Origin of the sequence: Pseudomonas sp. PS02302 (assembly GCF_029959585.1) — a bacterium.
Taxonomy (GTDB): Bacteria; Pseudomonadota; Gammaproteobacteria; order Pseudomonadales; family Pseudomonadaceae; genus Chryseomonas; species Chryseomonas aestiva.
The window spans coordinates 1-17,226 of sequence record NZ_JASCON010000052.1 but is presented as its reverse complement, the minus strand read 5'-3'; the positions used below and the strand labels follow the sequence as shown (position 1 = coordinate 17,226).

Annotated in this window: 16 protein-coding genes; 8 read left to right on the top strand and 8 right to left on the bottom strand. The window is 67.3% G+C overall.

All coding sequences use genetic code 11. The annotated features are described in order from the left end of the window. Window positions 1-36: 36 nt before the first annotated feature. From QMX82_RS17065 to QMX82_RS17040, 6 genes are all read left to right on the top strand, one after another. Window positions 37-819 (top strand): phosphate/phosphite/phosphonate ABC transporter substrate-binding protein, encoded by a 783-nt coding sequence (locus QMX82_RS17065; protein WP_282285767.1) that lies wholly within the window; start codon window positions 37-39, stop codon window positions 817-819. A gap of 393 nt (window positions 820-1,212) precedes the next feature. Beyond that, entirely contained in the window at window positions 1,213-2,172 is a 960-nt protein-coding gene (locus QMX82_RS17060; RefSeq protein WP_282285765.1) for an ABC transporter substrate-binding protein, read from the top strand. A gap of 1 nt (window position 2,173) precedes the next feature. Next, window positions 2,174-3,025, top strand: coding sequence for an ABC transporter permease (locus tag QMX82_RS17055; protein WP_208694709.1), 852 nt, complete (start codon window positions 2,174-2,176; stop codon window positions 3,023-3,025). After that, window positions 3,022-3,837, top strand: coding sequence for a quaternary amine ABC transporter ATP-binding protein (locus QMX82_RS17050; protein WP_282285763.1), 816 nt, complete (start codon window positions 3,022-3,024; stop codon window positions 3,835-3,837). The genes QMX82_RS17055 and QMX82_RS17050 overlap by 4 nt, the downstream gene beginning before the upstream one ends. Before the next feature lie 111 nt (window positions 3,838-3,948). Beyond that, a complete protein-coding gene (locus QMX82_RS17045) occupies window positions 3,949-4,701 on the top strand; it encodes a TerC family protein (RefSeq protein ID WP_208694710.1) in 753 nt (250 codons plus the stop codon). Window positions 4,702-4,832: 131 nt separating this feature from the next. Next, window positions 4,833-5,057, top strand: coding sequence for a hypothetical protein (locus tag QMX82_RS17040; RefSeq protein ID WP_059314350.1), 225 nt, complete (start codon window positions 4,833-4,835; stop codon window positions 5,055-5,057). A 56-nt stretch (window positions 5,058-5,113) separates the two neighbouring features. Here the strand turns inward: QMX82_RS17040 and QMX82_RS17035 are convergent, their stop codons facing one another. From QMX82_RS17035 to QMX82_RS17000, 8 genes are all read right to left on the bottom strand, one after another. Then, complete coding sequence (locus QMX82_RS17035) at window positions 5,114-6,535, bottom strand: short-chain fatty acid transporter (protein WP_442969396.1); 1,422 nt, start codon at window positions 6,533-6,535, stop codon at window positions 5,114-5,116. Window positions 6,536-6,706: 171 nt separating this feature from the next. Beyond that, entirely contained in the window at window positions 6,707-7,888 is a 1,182-nt protein-coding gene (locus QMX82_RS17030; protein WP_282285759.1) for an acetyl-CoA C-acetyltransferase, read from the bottom strand. A gap of 13 nt (window positions 7,889-7,901) precedes the next feature. Then, complete coding sequence (locus QMX82_RS17025) at window positions 7,902-8,528, bottom strand: CoA transferase subunit B (RefSeq protein ID WP_133859481.1); 627 nt, start codon at window positions 8,526-8,528, stop codon at window positions 7,902-7,904. A 1-nt stretch (window position 8,529) separates the two neighbouring features. Beyond that, window positions 8,530-9,231, bottom strand: coding sequence for a CoA transferase subunit A (locus QMX82_RS17020; RefSeq protein WP_208694713.1), 702 nt, complete (start codon window positions 9,229-9,231; stop codon window positions 8,530-8,532). Between the two features lie 19 nt (window positions 9,232-9,250). After that, window positions 9,251-10,003: a 3-hydroxybutyrate dehydrogenase gene (locus QMX82_RS17015; RefSeq protein ID WP_158896687.1), complete on the bottom strand. Its 753-nt coding sequence runs from the start codon at window positions 10,001-10,003 to the stop codon at window positions 9,251-9,253. 10 nt (window positions 10,004-10,013) lie between these two features. Further along, window positions 10,014-11,408, bottom strand: coding sequence for a GntP family permease (locus QMX82_RS17010; protein ID WP_282285756.1), 1,395 nt, complete (start codon window positions 11,406-11,408; stop codon window positions 10,014-10,016). Between the two features lie 361 nt (window positions 11,409-11,769). Then, complete coding sequence (locus QMX82_RS17005) at window positions 11,770-13,212, bottom strand: sigma-54 interaction domain-containing protein (RefSeq protein WP_282285755.1); 1,443 nt, start codon at window positions 13,210-13,212, stop codon at window positions 11,770-11,772. Further along, a complete protein-coding gene (locus tag QMX82_RS17000; RefSeq protein WP_208694715.1) occupies window positions 13,209-14,126 on the bottom strand; it encodes a 3-hydroxyacyl-CoA dehydrogenase family protein in 918 nt (305 codons plus the stop codon). The genes QMX82_RS17005 and QMX82_RS17000 overlap by 4 nt, the downstream gene beginning before the upstream one ends. A 198-nt stretch (window positions 14,127-14,324) precedes the next feature. Here QMX82_RS17000 and codB point away from each other — a divergent pair, with 198 nt between their 5' ends. Both codB and codA read left to right on the top strand, forming a co-directional pair. Then, complete coding sequence (gene codB / locus QMX82_RS16995; RefSeq protein ID WP_133859475.1) at window positions 14,325-15,587, top strand: cytosine permease; 1,263 nt, start codon at window positions 14,325-14,327, stop codon at window positions 15,585-15,587. A gap of 10 nt (window positions 15,588-15,597) precedes the next feature. After that, entirely contained in the window at window positions 15,598-16,839 is a 1,242-nt protein-coding gene (gene codA, locus QMX82_RS16990; protein ID WP_282285752.1) for a cytosine deaminase, read from the top strand. Window positions 16,840-17,226 lie beyond the last annotated feature (387 nt).

The following is a 17,226-nucleotide window of genomic DNA, read 5'->3' as shown; positions in this document are numbered from 1 at the left end:
AGGGGATAATGGCGGTTTTCCGTGCTGGAGCCGCCCATGACCGTCGCCGCCCTCACCATGTACGTCGAGCCTGCCGAGGTGCGCGACGCCTATCGCCAGTTGGCCGAGGCCGTGGCGCTGCGCCTGGGCCAGCCGCTCGACCCGGCGCCCGAGGACCTGCCGGCGCTCTGGACGCATCCCAAGCTGCTGCTGGCCCAGACCTGCGGCTATCCCTGGGCGACCCGTCTGCGCGGCCAGGTGCGCCTGGTCGCGGCGCCGCGTTATCGCTTCGAGGGTTGCCAGGCGGCCGAGCACTGCGCCTTCATCCTGGTGCCCGAGACGCTGGAGGCGACCAGCCTGGCCGATCTGCGCGGCAAGCGTGTCGCGCTCAACGGCCTGGATTCCAATACCGGCATGAATCTGCTGCGCCACGCCGTGGCGCCCCTGGCCGAGCGCGCCCGTTTCTTCGGCGAGATGATCGTCAGCGAGAGCCACGCCAACAGCCTGGCGCTGTTGCAGCAAGGGCACGCCGATGTGGCCGCGGTGGATGCCGTGACCTATGGCTATCTGCAACGCGCCGAGCCCGCGCGGGTCGCTGGTCTGCGCCTGCTGCAACGCACGCGCACCAGTCCGACGCTGCCCTTCGTCACCGCCGCCAGTCGTTCGGACGCGGAAGTGGAAGCGTTGCGCACGGCCCTTAACGACAGCCTGAGCGCGGACCCCGCGCTGGCCGAAGTGCTCGCCCTCGACGGTGTGACGCCGGTAGACGAGGCAACCTATCTGCCCCTGCTGGACTGGCGCCGCGAAGCGGTGGAGCAGGGCTATCCGGTGATTGCCTAAGGTGGGTTGAGACGGCTCCATTGTCGAAGCCAGACACGAGGTTCAATCCGGTGGCGTTGGGCTTCGCTGCGCTCAACCCAACCTACGGTGTATCTCATCAGCGGACCTCGCGTAGGTGGGTTGAGACGGCTCCATTGTCGAAGCCCGACATGAGCCGCCCGACCTGCCCGTCGCGCTGGCAACAGGCTTTGCCACTGCGCCGGGCTATAGCGGCGTCGATCAAGGCACGCGTGGCGTCGATGCTGGGTATCCCATTCCCGCGGCGCCCGCGCGCCTCATAAGCGCGGTGCCAGGGCCGCCGGCTGAACCCTGAGCCCGCGGCGCTGACCAAGCTAGGATCGCCAGCGGAGCGGCTCTGCCGCCCTGGCCCTCCCAGTGCAGACGGAGCCACCCATGCCCACAGCCTTTCCCCGCCGTTCCCTCCTGGCCGCCGGCCTTTCCTTCGGCCTGCTTGTCGCCGGTACCGCCCAGGCCGATAACTGGTGCGCCAGCAAACCGGTGAAGTTCGCCGGGGTGAATTGGGAAAGCGGCATGCTGCTCACCGAACTGATGGGCTTCGTCCTGCAGCACGGCTACGACTGCACCATCGACAGCATCCCCGGCAACTCCATCACCCTGGAACAGGCCCTGGGCAACAACGACATCCAGGTGTTCGCCGAGGAGTGGATCGGCCGCAGCGAGGCCTGGAACAAGGCCGCCGCCGCTGGCAAGGTGGTCGGCGTGGGCGCTCCTATAGAAGGCGCCACCGAAGGCTGGTACGTGCCACGCTATCTGGTGGAAGGCGAGGGCGCCAAGGCCCCCAACCTGAAGAGCATTGCCGACCTGGGCCAGTACGCCGAGCTGTTCCGTGATCCGGAAGAGCCGGGCAAGGGCCGCTTCTACAATTGCCCGGCCGGCTGGACCTGCGAACTGGAAAACACCCAGATGCTGCAGAGCTACGGCCTGAGCGACAAATACACCAACTTCCGCCCGGGTACCGGGCCGGCGCTGGATGCGGCCATCGTCTCGGCCACCAAGCGCAAGCAGCCGATCCTGACCTACTACTGGTCGCCGACGCCGCTGCTGGGCCGAGTCGACATGGTGCAGCTCAAGCCCCGTGACGGCGAAGAGAAGCGCATCCAGGTGCAGGCGGGGCTGTCCAAGCCTTTCCACGACGATGCTCCCGAGCTGGTGGCCGTGCTGAGTCGGGTCAACGTGCCCATCGAACTACTCAACCGCACCCTGGCCGAGCAGGCCGAAGCCAAGCAGGACGCCCCCACCGCCGCCAAGGCGCTGCTCAAGGCCCATCCCGAACTGTGGCAGGCCTGGGTGACCGACGCGGCGGCCCGCAGCAAGATCCAGGCGGCGCTCTAGGATGTTTCCCGAAGGCCTGACCTTTTCCTTCGCCGACGCCGTCAATCGCGGTGTCGACTGGCTGGTGACGCGCTACGGCGACGTTTTCCGGACCGTCTCCGACACCCTGCTGCAGGCCATCGTCTGGCTTGAAGGCCTGTTGCGCGGCACCCCCTGGTGGGCGCTGCTGCTGATCGTCGCGGCCCTGGCCGCCCATGCCACCCGCCGGGTCCTGCCGACCCTGCTGATCACCGGCCTGCTGTTCCTGGTCGGCGCCCTGGGGCTGTGGGACAAGCTGATGCAGACCCTGGCCTTGGTGCTGGTGGCCACCGCCATCGCGGTCATCATCGGCGTGCCCCTGGGTATTCTCTGCGCCCGCAGCGCCCGGCTGCGCCTGGTGCTGATGCCACTGCTGGACATCATGCAGACCATGCCCAGCTTCGTGTACCTGATTCCGGTGCTGATGCTGTTCGGCCTGGGCAAGGTGCCGGCGATCTTCGCCACCGTGATCTATGCCGCGCCACCGCTGATCCGCCTCACCGACCTGGGTATCCGCCAGGTCGATCGCGAGGTCATGGAAGCGGTCAACGCCTTTGGCGCCAGCCGCTGGCAGCAGCTGTTCGGCGTGCAGTTGCCGCTGGCCCTGCCAAGCATCATGGCCGGCATCAACCAGACCACCATGATGGCGCTGTCCATGGTGGTGATCGCCTCCATGATCGGCGCTCGCGGCCTCGGTGAAGAGGTGCTGGTGGGCATCCAGACCCTGGACGTGGGCAAGGGCCTGCAGGCGGGGCTGGCCATCGTCATCCTCGCCGTGGTCATCGACCGCATCACCCAGGCCTATGGCCGCCAGCGCCACGAGGTGGAGCGATGAAGATCGTCGTCGAGCGAGTCTCCAAGATCTTCGGCAAGCGCGAACAGGCAGCGTTGGCCCTGCTTCGCGAGGGCCACGACAAGGCCGACATCCTGGCCTGCACAGGTTGCGTGGTGGGCGTGGACGACCTGTCCCTGGAAATCGCCGAAGGCGAGATCTTCGTCATCATGGGCCTTTCCGGCTCCGGCAAGTCGACCCTGGTGCGCCACTTCAACCGGCTGATCGATCCGAGCAGCGGGCGCATTCTCATCGATGGCCAGGACATCCTCCAGCTGCCGCTGCCGGCGCTGCGCGAATTGCGCCGCCAGCGCATCAGCATGGTGTTCCAGAGTTTCGGCCTGCTGCCCCATCGGCGGGTGCTGGATAATGTCGCCTACGGCCTCAAGGTGCGGGGCGAGCCCAAGGCGGTCTGCCGCGAACGGGCGCTGCACTGGCTGGAGGTGGTGGGCCTTGCCGGCTACGAGCGCAAGTGGCCGCACCAGCTCTCCGGCGGCATGCGCCAGCGGGTCGGCCTGGCCCGCGCCCTGGCGGCGGATACCGAGATCATCCTGATGGACGAGGCCTTTTCCGCGCTCGATCCGCTGATCCGCGCCGAGATGCAGGAGCAACTGCTGGAGCTGCAACAGCGCCTGCACAAGACCATCGTCTTCATCACCCATGACCTGGACGAGGCACTGCGCCTGGGTAATCGCATCGCCATCCTGCGCGACGGTCGGCTGGTGCAGGTGGGCACCCCGGCGGACATCCTCGGCCAGCCGGCCGACGACTATGTGGCGCGCTTCGTCCAGCGGCGTACCGCTGCGACAGTTTGAAACAATTGCGGCAGACGCCTTCACGAGCATTTCACAGGCGCGAGGCTCTGATGGTGAGACCTGCGGCCTGACCCTGTCAGGCCTTTCTCTTCCCACTGGAACCGCGCCGCAATGGACTATCTGCTACAACTCGCCGCCGACCCGACCGTCTGGGCTGCCCTGGCCACCCTGATCGTGATGGAGGTGGTGCTCGGCATCGACAACCTCATCTTCATCTCCATCCTGACCAACAAGCTGCCCGCTCACCAGCAGCAGAAGGGCCGTCGCATCGGCATCAGCCTGGCGCTGGTCCTGCGCCTGGGTCTGCTCGGCACCGTGGCCTGGATCGTCCAGCTCACCGAACCCATCATCGAGGTGTTCGGCAAGAGCTTTTCCTGGAAGGACCTGATCCTCATCGCCGGTGGCCTGTTCCTGCTGTGGAAGGCGACCAAGGAGATCCACCACAACGTCGATCCCGAGCCCGACAGCGCCCTGACCAAGGGCGGCGAGACGGCGACCCTGGCGTTTGGCTCGGCCATCGTGCAGATCCTGTTGCTGGACCTGGTGTTCTCGGTGGACAGCATCATCACCGCCGTCGGCATGACTGAGCACCTGCCGGTAATGGTGATCGCGGTGGTGGTGGCGGTGACCGTCATGTTGCTGGCGGCCGACCCCCTGGCCAAGTTCATCGACCGCAACCCGACCGTCGTGATGCTGGCGCTGGGATTCCTGATCATGATCGGCATGACCCTGATCGCCGAAGGCTTCGGCGCCCATGTGCCCAAGGGCTACATCTACGCGGCCATGGCCTTCTCGGCGCTGATCGAGGGCTTGAACATGCTGTCGCGGCGGGCCAGGCGTCGCCAGCAGGCTGCCGGCAAGTGAGGGCAGGCGTGTCGGAAAAGGCCTTGTTACATTCCGGCACGCCTATTGCTAATAATAACTGGAAAGTCTAGGCACTATCGGCCGACACCTTTGTCATAGCAGCGTCACACGTGAGGTTTACAACTGAAGTCATGAACATACAAGCCCAAGCCCAGAACGCCATGCATGCCCTCAGCGCCGCTTTCGCGCCGATGAGCTGCGTCATCGACGCCCCCAGCAAGCGGGGTTTTTCCTTCATCGTCGTCAACGAGCATGGCGTGGCCAAGCACACCCGCCGGATCTACCGCGACGAATACAGTACCCCGAGCCGCCTGCAGGCCATCATCGACAGTACCCGTCTGGCCATCGCCGGCTGAGATTCAGCCGGCTTCCGCTTTACCCCTCCTGCTTCACCTTCTGCGCCCCACCCGAGCTACGGGTGTACCGGCGGCAAATACGCCAACGTTCCCCCCAACAGCCACAGCAGCACCAGCACCAAGGGTGCATGGACCAGCAGCTGCACGAAGGAAAAGCCGACCAGGTCGCGCGCCTTCAGCCCCAGCACGCCCAGTAGCGGCAGCATGTAGAAGGGATTGATCAGATTCGGCAGTGCCTCGGCGGCGTTGTAGATCTGCACGGCCCAACCCAGGTGATATTGCAGGTCGTTGGCCACCTGCATCACATAGGGCGCCTCGATGATCCACTTGCCCCCGCCCGAGGGGATGAAGAACCCCAGCAGCGCCGAGTAGACGCCCATCAACAGGGCGTAGGTGTCATGGGTGGCGATCTGGGTGAAGAATGCCGCGATATGGTGCGCCAGGGTCTGGCCATCGGCGCCATTGACCTTGGTCAGGATCGCGGCGATCGAGCCGTACAGCGGAAACTGGATCAGCACCCCGGTGGTGGCCGGCACGGCGCGGGCCACGGCGTCGAGGAAGTGCCGCGGCCGCCAGTGCAGCAAGGCCCCCACGCTGATGAACAGCAGGTTGTAGGTGTTCAGCCCGGAGATGGCCTCGATGGCCGGCTTGCTGGCGAATTCCTGTACCAGCCAGCCGGCGGCCAGCAAGACCAGCAGCACGATCAGGATTGGACTGTATTCGAGCCATTCGCCCGGACGGGTCGGCCTATCTGCGGCCTTGGGCGCCGGGGTGACGTCGACGCCGCAGGCGCGGGCATCGCGCGCGCTGTCCGGTCCTGGCGCGGTGACATAGGCGATCACCGCCGAGACCACCAGCAACACCAGCAGCAGGGTGCCGGATTGCCAGAGGAACAGTGTCTGGCTGAAGGGAATCACCCCGGTGATGGCCAGGATCGACGGCGGCAGGCTGGCCGGATTGGCCTGCAGCTGGGCCGCCGACGACGACAGGCCCAACGCCCAGACCGCGCCCAGGCCCAGGTAGGCCGCGGCGCCAGCGGCGCGATAGTCCATCTTGAGTTCTTCGCGGCGGGCCAGGGCACGCACCAGCAGGCCGCCGAACACCAGGCTCAGGCCCCAGTTGAGCAGGGAGGCGAGCATGGCCACCAGGGCGACCCAGCACACCGCGCCGCGGCCGGTCCGGGGCACCCGCGCCAGGCGCTCGATCAGGCGCCCGGCCGGACCGGAACTGGCCACCACATAGCCGCCGATGACCACGAAGGCCATCTGCATGGTGAAGGGAATCAGACTCCAGAAACCGTCGCCAAAGGCCTTGGCGGTCTTGGCCGCGGGGGCGCCCATGGCGAGGGCGGCCAGGGCCACGACGGCCACGGCGAGCACGGCGAACACCCAGGAATCGGGAAACCAGCGCTCGGCCCAATTGGAACAGGCCAGGGCGAACCGCGCGCTGCGCGAATCACGGGAAGGGGTTGAGCTCATGATGGATCCTTTTGTTGTTGTTTTTTAGGGGAACAGCGGCAGTAGCGTGGAAAACGGCGCAGCCTTTTCCACGCGTTGGGGCCATATCGCGGCCATGGCGGTCCGCCGATGCGGCCGCTCCTACAGGTTCAGGTGTTTTTGTAGGAGCGGCCCATGGCCGCGATCAACGCACTACCGCCGCTCCACCGCCAGGGCCACACCCTGACCACCCCCGATGCACAGGGTCGCCAAGCCTCGCCGTCCGTCACGGCGGCGCAATTCGTGGAGCAGGGTCACCAGCACCCGGCACCCCGAGGCGCCGATGGGGTGGCCCAGGGCGATGGCGCCGCCGTTGACGTTGACCTTCTCGTCATCCCAACCCAGCTCCTGAGCCACGGCCAGGGCCTGGGCGGCGAAGGCTTCGTTGGCCTCGATCAGGTCCAGATCGGCCAATTGCCAGCCGGCCTTTTCCAGGGTCTTGCGGGTGGCCGAGACCGGGCCGATGCCCATGATCGCCGGGTCTACCCCGGCGCTGGCATAGGCGGCGACATGCGCCAGCGGTGTCAGACCCAGGGCGGCCGCCCTGGCCGCGCTCATCACCAGCACCGCGGCAGCGCCGTCGTTGAGGCTGGAGGCGTTGCCGGCGGTGACGCTGCCGTCCTTGGCGAAGGCCGGACGCAGGCGCGCCAGCCCTTCGGCGGTGGTGTCGGCGCGGATGCCTTCGTCGGTGGCGAACAGCAGCGGCTCGCCCTTGCGCTGGGGAATGGCCACCGGGGTGATCTCCTCGCGGAAGCGGCCGGATTCCACCGCTGCCGCGGCGCGCTGCTGGGAACGCGCGGCAAAGGCGTCCTGGGCCTCGCGGCTGAGCTGGTACTTCTGCACCAGGTTCTCCGCGGTCTGGCCCATGTGGTAGTCGTTGAAGGCATCCCACAGCCCATCGCTGAGCATGGAGTCGACCAGCTCGGCATGGCCCAGCCGCAGGCCGGTGCGCACCTTGGGCAGCACATAGGGCGCCAGGCTCATGTTCTCCATGCCGCCGGCGATGACGATCTCGGCGTCGCCGCAACGGATGGCCTGGACCGCCAGCTGCACCGCCTTGAGGCCGGAGCCGCAGACCTTGTTCAGGGTCAGGGCCGGCACTTCGTGGGGCAGGCCGGCCTTGACCGCCGCCTGACGCGCCGGATTCTGGCCGGCGCCGGCGGTGAGCACCTGGCCGAGGATGACTTCATCCACCGCAGCCGGGGCCACGCCGGTCTGCTCCAGCAGGGCGCGGATGACGGTGGCGCCGAGCTCCACGGCGGGCACATTGGCCAGGGAGCCCTGGAAACTGCCGACCGCGGTGCGGGTGGCAGCGACGATGACGACGTCTTGCATGGCTGGGATCTCCTCAGGCCTGGATGGGGGCGCCGGTGGCGGCGCGCAGTTCATCGAGGCTGACACCTTCGGCCAGCTCCACCAGCCGGAGACCGCCCTCGGTCACCTCCAGCACGGCCAGGTCGGTGATGATCAGGTCGACCACGCCGACCCCGGTCAGCGGCAGGTCGCAGGCCGGCAGGATCTTGTGGGCGCCCTTGGCGGTATGCTCCATCAGCACCACCACGCGCTGCACCCCAGCCACCAGGTCCATGGCGCCGCCCATGCCCTTGACCATCTTGCCGGGGATCATCCAGTTGGCCAGGTCGCCCTGGGCCGACACCTGCATGGCGCCGAGGATGGCCAGGTTGACGTGGCCGCCGCGGATCATGCCGAAGCTGGCGGCGCTGTCGAAATAGCTGCTGCCAGGCAGGGCGGTGACGGTCTGCTTGCCGGCGTTGATCAGGTCCGGGTCGACCGTCTCGGCGGTGGGGAAGGGGCCGATGCCGAGCAGGCCGTTCTCCGACTGCAGCCAGACGTCCATGCCGGCGGGGATGTAGTTGGCGACGAGGGTCGGCAAGCCGATGCCGAGGTTGACGTAGAAGCCGTCCTGCAGCTCCCGGGCGGCGCGTTGCGCCATCTGTTCGCGGGTCCAGGCCATCTTACTTCTCCTCGCTCAGGGTGCGTTTCTCGATGCGTTTCTCGGGATTGGCGTTGACCACCAGGCGCTGCACGAAGATGCCGGGCAGGTGGATCTGGTCGGGGTCCAGCTCGCCGACTTCCACCAGCTCTTCCACCTCGGCGACGCAGACGCGACCGGCCATGGCGCACAGCGGATTGAAGTTGCGCGCGGTCTTGTTGAATACCAGGTTGCCGGCCTTGTCGGCACGCAGCGCCTTGACCAGCGCCACGTCGGCGGTCAGCGCCAGTTCCATGACATGGGGCTGGCCGTTGAAGTCGCGCACCTCCTTCCCCTCGGCCACCAGGGTGCCGTAGCCGGTCCGGGTGTAGAACGCCGGAATGCCCGCGCCGCCGGCACGCAGCTTCTCGGCCAGGGTGCCCTGGGGAGTGAATTCCAGCTCCAGTTCGCCGGCCAGATACTGGCGCTCGAACTCCTTGTTCTCGCCCACGTAGGAGGAAATCATCTTGCGGATCTGCCGGGTCTCCAGCAGCTGGCCGAGGCCGAAGCCGTCCACCCCGGCGTTGTTGCTGATGGCGGTCAGTTCGCGGGCGCCGGTGTCGCGCAGGGCGGCGATCAGCGCCTCGGGAATGCCGCAGAGGCCGAAGCCGCCCACGGCCAGGGTGATGCCGTCGCCGACCAGCCCATCGAGGGCGGCCGCGGCGTTGGGATAGAGCTTGTTCATGACGGAGATCCTCTTGTCGTTATTGAGCGGTCCAGCCGCCGTCCATGGTCCAGGCGGCGCCGCGCACCTGGGCGGCGGCGTCGCTGCACAGGAACAGCGCCAGCTCGCCCAGCTGGTCGGTGGTGACGAAATCCTGCGACGGCTGCTTTTCGCTGAGCAGGTCGCGACGCGCCTGATCCGGATCGCTGCCACGGCTGTCCAGTTGCTGCTGGATCAGCGGAGTGAGCACGAAACCTGGGCACAGTGCGTTGCAGGTGATGCCGGTGCGGGCGGTTTCCAGGGCGGTGACCTTGGTCAGACCCACCACGCCGTGCTTGGCGGCCACATAGGCGGCCTTGCCGGTGGAGGCCACCAGGCCATGCACCGAAGAGATGTTGACGATGCGGCCCCAGTTGCCTTCGCGCATGCCCGGCAGCGCCAGGCGGGTGGTGTGGAAGACGGCCGAGAGATTGAGGGCGATCACCGCGTCCCAGCGCTCCACCGGGAAGTCTTCCACCGGCGCCACGTGCTGGATGCCGGCGTTGTTGACCAGGATGTCCACGCCGCCAAAGTCGCGCTTGGCGTAGGCGAAGAGGTCTTCGATCTCTTCCGGCCTGGACAGGTCGGCGCCGTGGAAGCCACTCCGGGCGGCGAGACTGGCCTGGGCCGCAGCGGGATCGCCGAAGCCGTTGAGGATGAGGGTGGCGCCGGCGGCGGCCAGGCGCTGGGCGATACCCAGACCGATGCCGCTGGTGGAGCCGGTGACCAGGGCGGTCTTGCCGGTGAGGTCCATGGTGGTCTCCTTAGACGAGGCCGGTCAGGTAGTAGAGGGCGATGACGAAGAACACCGCCACGGTCTTGATCAGGGTGATCTTGAACACGCCACCATAGGCTTCGCGGTGGGTCAGGCCGGTCACCGCCAGCAGGGTGATCACCGCGCCGTTGTGCGGCAGAGTGTCCATGCCGCCACTGGCCATGGCCGCCACCCGGTGCAGGACTTCCAGGGGAATGCCCGCGCCATTGGCGGCGGCGATGAAGGTGTCGCTCATGGCCGCCAGGGCGATGCTCATGCCGCCCGAGGCGGAACCGGTGATGCCGGCCAGCAGGGTCACGCTCACCGCCTCGTTGATCAGCGGATCGGGGATGGCCTTGAGGCCCTGGGCGAACAGCACGAAGCCGGGCAGGGCGGCGATCACCGCGCCGAAGCCGTATTCCGACGCCGTGTTCATCCCGGCCAGCAGGGCCCCGGAGACGGCGGTCTTGCTGCCTTCCGCCAGCCGGCCGCGGATGGCGCCGAAGCCGGTCGCCAGCACCAGCAGGATGCCCGCCAGCAGCGCGCCTTCCACCGCCCAGATACCGGTCAGCTTGGCCACCTCCTGGGTCACCGGCGTGGCCATGCCGGGCAGGGCCAGGTTATGGGTGGCGCCATACCAGTCAGGAATCCAGCGGGTCAGCAGCAGGTTGAGCACGCCCACCAGCACCAGCGGCGCCAGGGCCAGCCAGGGATTGGGCAGCGGCAGGTCGGCGGCGGTCTCGGGTTCGTTGCGCAGCGGCACGCTGGCATAGCCCTCGCCACTGTTGCGGGCCTTGCGGCGGGCGCTGCCGAGGTAGGTCAGGCCCACGGCGATGACGAACAGCGAACCGGCCAGGCCCAGCCAGGGCGCGGCCCAGGCGGTGGTCTGGAAGAAGCTGGTGGGGATGATGTTCTGGATCTGCGGCGTGCCGGGCAGGGCATCCATGGTGAAGGAGAAGGCGCCCAGGGCGATGGTCGCCGGGATCAGCCGCTTGGGGATGTCGCTCTGGCGAAACATCTCCGCTGCGAAGGGATAGACGGCGAAGACCACCACGAACAGCGAGACACCGCCATAGGTGAGCAGGGCGCAGACCGCGACGATCACCGGGATGGCTCGTTCGCGCCCGAGCAGGTGGATGGCCGCGGCGACGATGGCACGGGAAAAGCCCGACAGCTCGATCAGCTTGCCGAACAGGGCGCCCAGCATGAACACCGGGAAATAGAGTTTGAGGAAGCCCACCATCTTGTCCATGAACACCCCGGTGAAGGCGGGCGCCACGGCGGACGGATCGGTGAGCAGCACGGCGCCGAGGGCGGCGAGGGGCGCGAAGAGGATGACACTGAAACCCCGGTAGGCGGCAAACATCAGCAGCGCCAGGGCGGCGAGTGCAATCAGGACACTCATGGCTTCTCCTAGAGCTTCGCCTGGGGCGAAGCGGTTCTTGTTGTTATAAGGGCGATGCAGGGATCGCCCGAATGCCGCAGCCAGAACCGTGCCAGCTTTATAAGCTATTGTTTTTTATCAAATTTTATTTCGATCTTTACCTGTCACCGATAAATTGTCTCAAAATCTGGACCCTGTAGGTTGGGTTGAGCGAAGCGAAGCCCAAGGTCAGCCAAGGGTCGGCAATGTCGGGCTTAGACGCTAAAGCCGTCGCAACACAGCCTGCAGCGTGATTCTGTAGGAGCGGCCCATGGCCGCGATGGACGATCTATCGCGGCCATGGACAGTTCCTACAGACTGCGTCTCTATATTTGGATATGTCTCATGTTTGAGACATCAGCCCCAGGGCTACCAGCTTCTTGTACAGCGTTGACCGCCCCAGGCCCAGGCGGCGCGCGGCTTCGTCCACCTTGCCACCGCAGGCGGCCAGGGCGCCTTGCAGCAGTTCGCGATCGAAGCGCTGGCGGGCTTCGGCGTAGGTTTCGCCGGTCCGGTAACTGACTGACTCGCCGGTCGTCGAGGGGGCGGGGGCGATGCCCAGGGCCGCCGTCAGCGCCGCGGCATCCAGCTGGCTGTCGTCACCCAGCAGCACGGCGCGTTCCAGCACGTTGCGCAACTCGCGCACGTTGCCGGGCCAGGGTTGGCGCTGCAGCAGCGCCAGGCCGTCGGCGGTGAATTCGGGCATTGGCTGTCCGTTCAGCTTGCGCAGGTCAGCGAGGATGGCCTCGGCCAGCACCTCCAGGTCGTCGAGGCGTTCTCGCAGCGGTGGAATGCGGATCGGCAGGACATTGAGCCGGTAATAGAGATCGGCGCGAAAGCGCCCCTCGGCCACGGCGACGTCCAGGTCACGCGAGGTGGCGGCGATCATGCGCACGTCACAGGCCAGCACCTCGTTGGAGCCCAGCGGCTCGTACTCCTTTTCCTGCAGCACCCGCAGCAGCTTGGCCTGCAAAGCCAGGGGCATGTCGCCGATCTCGTCGAGAAACAGGGTGCCGCCCTGGGCGATCTGCAGCTTGCCCGGGCGGGCCCGTCGCTCGGCGCCGGTGAAGGCGCCGGGCGCGGTACCGAAGAATTCCGCTTCCAGCAGGCTTTCCGGGATGGCCGCGGCATTGATGCTGACGAAGGGCCGCCCGGCGCGTGGCGAGGCGCCGTGGATGGCGTGGGCCAGCAACTCCTTGCCGGTGCCGGTCTCGCCCAGCAGCAGCACCGCGGCCGCGCTGGCAGCGGCGCGCCGGGCGCGACGCTTGACCTCCAGGCTGGCCGGTCCGCTGCCGACGAAGTGGCCGAAGCCATACTTGGCGGTGCGTGCATGCTGCAGCGAGCGCCGGGTGGTGGCCAGCTCTTCCTGGATGCGCAGGTAGCGGGTCACCAGCGGCGCCAGTTGCTGCAGCTGGTCGAACAGGGCGAAGCCGATGGCGCCGATCAACTCGCCCTCGTCGGTATGGATCGGCAGGCGCATCACCACCAGCGGTCCGTTGCGGGTCTCCAGCATGTCCAGCAGGATCGGCTGGCCATTGCGCGCCACCTCGCGCAGCAGGCTGTGGGGAATGATCTGTTCCACCGGCTGACCGATGGCGGCGGCGGCATCCGGCAGGCCGAAGTGCTGGGCGTATCTCTGGTTGATCCAGACGATGCGCGCCTCGCGGTCGACGATCACCGTGCCATTGCTGGTCTGCTCGATGATCTCGAACAGCGAGCGGATCGCCCGCTGACGGATCTCGGCGTAGTCTTCCAGGTCCGGCAGACCGGGCGAGGGGCGACTCATGGCTTCAGCGCATGGCGCAGCTGGTGCAGCCGGCGCTGGACGATACGCTCGCGCCGCGCCGCGTCCCACTCGTGAAAGCCCGCACCACTGCGCAGGCCGGTGCGGCCGGCCGCCACCTGGTCTTCCAGCAGCTGCAGCGGCGCCTCGTCCCGCGCCAGGGTCGGCCAGAGGTGGCTGGCAATGTCGCGAAAGGTGTCCAGGCCGCCCATGTCCGCCGCCTCCAGCGGACCGACCATGGCATAGCGCCGGCCCAGAGAGGCGCGCATCACCCGGTCCACCGTCTCGGCATCGGCCGCGCCGCTCTGCACGATGTGCAGGGCCTCGCGCAGCAGGGCGAATTGCAGGCGATTGCCGACGAAGCCGGGAATGGCACGCTGCAAGACCACGGCCTCCAGTTCGGCGGCCTCCAGCAGCTGGCGTACGGATTCCAGATGGGCGGGCAGGGTGGCCGTACCAGGCACCAGCTCGACCAGGGGAATGAAGTGCGGCGGATTCCAGAAGTGGGCGATCAGCAGGCGCTCGGGATGGTGCAGGTGCGCGGCCAGCTCGTCCGGCGGCAGGCCGCTGGTATTGCTGGCGATCAGGGCATCGGGGCGCAGCACGGCTTCAAGCTGGGCATAGAGCCGGTGCTTGAGCTCCAGGCGCTCGGGCACGGCTTCGAACAGCAGGTCGCAATCGGCGAGATCGGCCAGGTCGGTGGTGGTGGTCAGGCGGGCGATCACCGCCTCGGTGTCCACCGCGATGTCGGCTTCTTCCAGCTCGGCGAGCAGGGTGCGCGCGGTGGCGGCTACTTCGGCGAGGCGGACGGGGTCGACGTCCTGCAGCCGCACGGCATGGCCGTGGCGCGCCAGATGCACGGCGATGCCGATGCCCATGAGACCGGAACCCAGGACGGCGAGGCGTGGCGTGGTCATGATCTTTTCCTTGTGAGACGGCCGCGGCAACCGTCTCACACTTGACTGCCCCCGGCCAAGGCACGGAGCGCCGCCTTGCACCAAAGGCGGGCCCCGGTAATGGATTCGTTGCGAGCCGCTGGGCTCTGCCACGCCCCTTGGCAGGGGCTGGCATGGGCACTGCTACAGGACAGGCACGTCCATCTCGAGGAGTCCCTTATGAGCAACGCCGGCAACGACTATCCCCTGAGCGAAGTGCCGCCCCACGCCCGCAAGGGTCTGGCCTCCCTGGCCATGGTGCTGCTGGGCTTCACCTTCTTCACCGCCACCATGTTCGCCGGTGGCAAGCTGGGGGTGGCCTTCGGTTTCGCCGACCTGCTGCTGGTGATCGCCCTTGGCAATCTGCTGCTGGGTCTCTATGCCGCCGCCCTCGGTCATATCGCCTGCCGCAGCGGCCTCAACTCGGTGCTGATGGGGCGCTTCGCCTTCGGCGAACGCGGCAGCAAGCTGTGCGACCTCATCCTCGGCTTCACCCAGATCGGCTGGTACGCCTGGGGTACGGCCACCGCCGCCGTGGTGCTGGGCAAGTACTTCGGCCTGGAGCAGGGTGCGGTGCTGGCGCTGATGGCGGTGTTCGGCCTGGGCTTCTGCGCCACCGCCTACATCGGCTATCGGGGCCTGGAGATCCTCTCCTGGATCGCCGTGCCGGCCATGGCGCTGCTGCTGATCCTGTCCATGAGCGTGACCACCGCCAAGGCCGGCGGCCTGGCCGGCCTGCTGGCGATCCAGCCCAGCAGCAGTCTGGACCTGTCCACCGCCATCACCCTGGTGTTCGGCACCTTCGTCAGCGGCGCCACCCAGGCCACCAACTGGACGCGCTTCGCCCGCTCCACCCGGGTTGCGGTACTGGCCAGCCTGATCGGCTTCTTCCTCGGCAACGGTCTGATGGTGCTGATCGGCGCCTATGGCGCCATCGTCTACCAGCAACCGGACGTGGTCGAGGTGCTGATGCTGCAGGGCTTCGCCACCGCCGCCCTGGCCATGCTGCTGCTCAACATCTGGAGCACCCAGGACAACACCATCTACAACTTCGCCGTGGCCGGCTGCAACCTGGTGCGCACCAGCCGCCGCAAGACGGTGACCCTGGCCGGCGCCCTGATCGGCACCGCCCTGGCGCTGCTGGGCATGTACGACCTGCTGGTGCCCTATCTGGTCCTGCTCGGCACGGTAATCCCACCCATCGGCGGGGTGATCGTCGCCGACTTCTGGCTGCGCCACCGCGGCCGCTATCCGCTGCTCGCCGAGGCCCGCCTGCCGCACTACAACTGGCCGGGTCTGGCCGCCTATGGCCTGGGCACCCTGGCGGCCTTCAATTCACCCTGGGTCGCGCCCCTGGTGGGCATCGGGGTGGCGGCGCTCGGCTATGGCGTGTTCAATGGCCTGAGTCGCGGTCGTCGTACCGCCGCCCCCGCTTCGCTCTAGGAGATCCACCATGCGCATCCTCAATGCCCGCCTGCGTGACCGCGAAGGCCTCCATGACATTCGCCTGGAAGGCGGACGCATCGCCGCCATCGCCGAGCAGCTCATGCCGCCCGCGGTAGGGCCGGACGACCTCGACGCCGCCGGCAACCTGGTGGTGCCGCCCTTCGTCGAGCCGCACATCCACCTCGATGCCACCCTGACCGCTGGCGAGCCGCGCTGGAACATGAGCGGCACCCTGTTCGAAGGCATCGAATGCTGGGGCGAGCGCAAGGCCACCATCACCCAGGAAGACACCAAGACCCGCGCCACGCGTACCATCCGCGCCCTGGCCGCCCACGGCATCCAGCACGTGCGCACCCATGTCGATGTCACCGATCCGTCGCTGGCCGCGCTCAAGGCCATGCTGGAGGTGCGCGAGGAAACCCGGCACCTGATCGATCTGCAGATCGTCGCCTTTCCCCAGGAGGGCATCGAGTCCTTCAAAAACGGACGCGAGCTGATGGAGGAGTCGATCCGCCTGGGCGCCGATGTGGTCGGCGGCATCCCGCACTTCGAGTACACCCGCGACCAGGGGGTGAGCTCGGTGAAATTCCTCATGGACCTGGCCGAGCGCACCGGCTGCCTGGTGGACGTCCATTGCGACGAAACCGACGATCCCCACTCGCGCTTTCTGGAGGTGCTGGCCGAAGAGGCGCGCAGCCGCGGCATGGGTTCGCGGGTCACCGCCAGTCACACCACCGCCATGGGCTCCTACGACAACGCCTATTGCGCCAAGCTGTTCCGCCTGCTGACCCATGCCGGCATCAACTTCATCTCCTGCCCGACCGAGAGCATTCACCTGCAGGGCCGCTTCGACAGCTTTCCCAAGCGCCGCGGCGTGACCCGGGTCAACGAGTTGCTGGAAGCCGGCCTGAACGTCTGCTTCGCCCAGGACTCCATCGTCGATCCCTGGTATCCGCTGGGCAACGGCAACATCCTGCGCGTGCTGGAAGCAGGGCTGCACATCTGCCACATGCTCGGCTATCGCAACCTGCAATCGGCGCTGGATCTGGTCACGGTCAACAGCGCCAGGGCCCTGTGCCTGGGCGACCGCTATGGCCTGGAGGAGGGGCGGCCGGCCAATTTGCTGGTGCTCTCCGCCGACAGCGACTACGAGATGGTCCGCAGTCAGGGCCTGCCGCTGTATTCCATCCGTAACGGCAAGGTGCTGATGCAGCGCCGGCCGGCACAGGTGGAGCTGGCGGATCGGTAACGGGTGACGGTCAGGGCGGTCCGGTGGTGCGGAGAGGCTCATGCCAGTCGCTGGCGATTTTTCAGGACTGGCAAAGACCTGATCCTCACTGGGATAACCCCCTCTCCCCCTGGGAGAGGGTTGGGGTGAGGGCGCGCCCCATGCCGAAGTCCCCGGTGGAAAAGGCTGCGCCGTTTTCCACGCTACGACGCCAGTGCTTGCGCGGACAACCCCCTCTCCCTTTGGGAGAGGGCTGGGGTGAGGGCGCCCCCCTGCCGAAGTCCCAGTGGAAAAGGCTGCGCCGTTTTTCACGCTACGACGCCAGTGCTTGCGCGGACAACCCCCTCTCCCTTTGGGAGAGGGCTGGGGTGAGGGCGCCCCCCTGCCGAAGTCCCAGTGGAAAAGGCT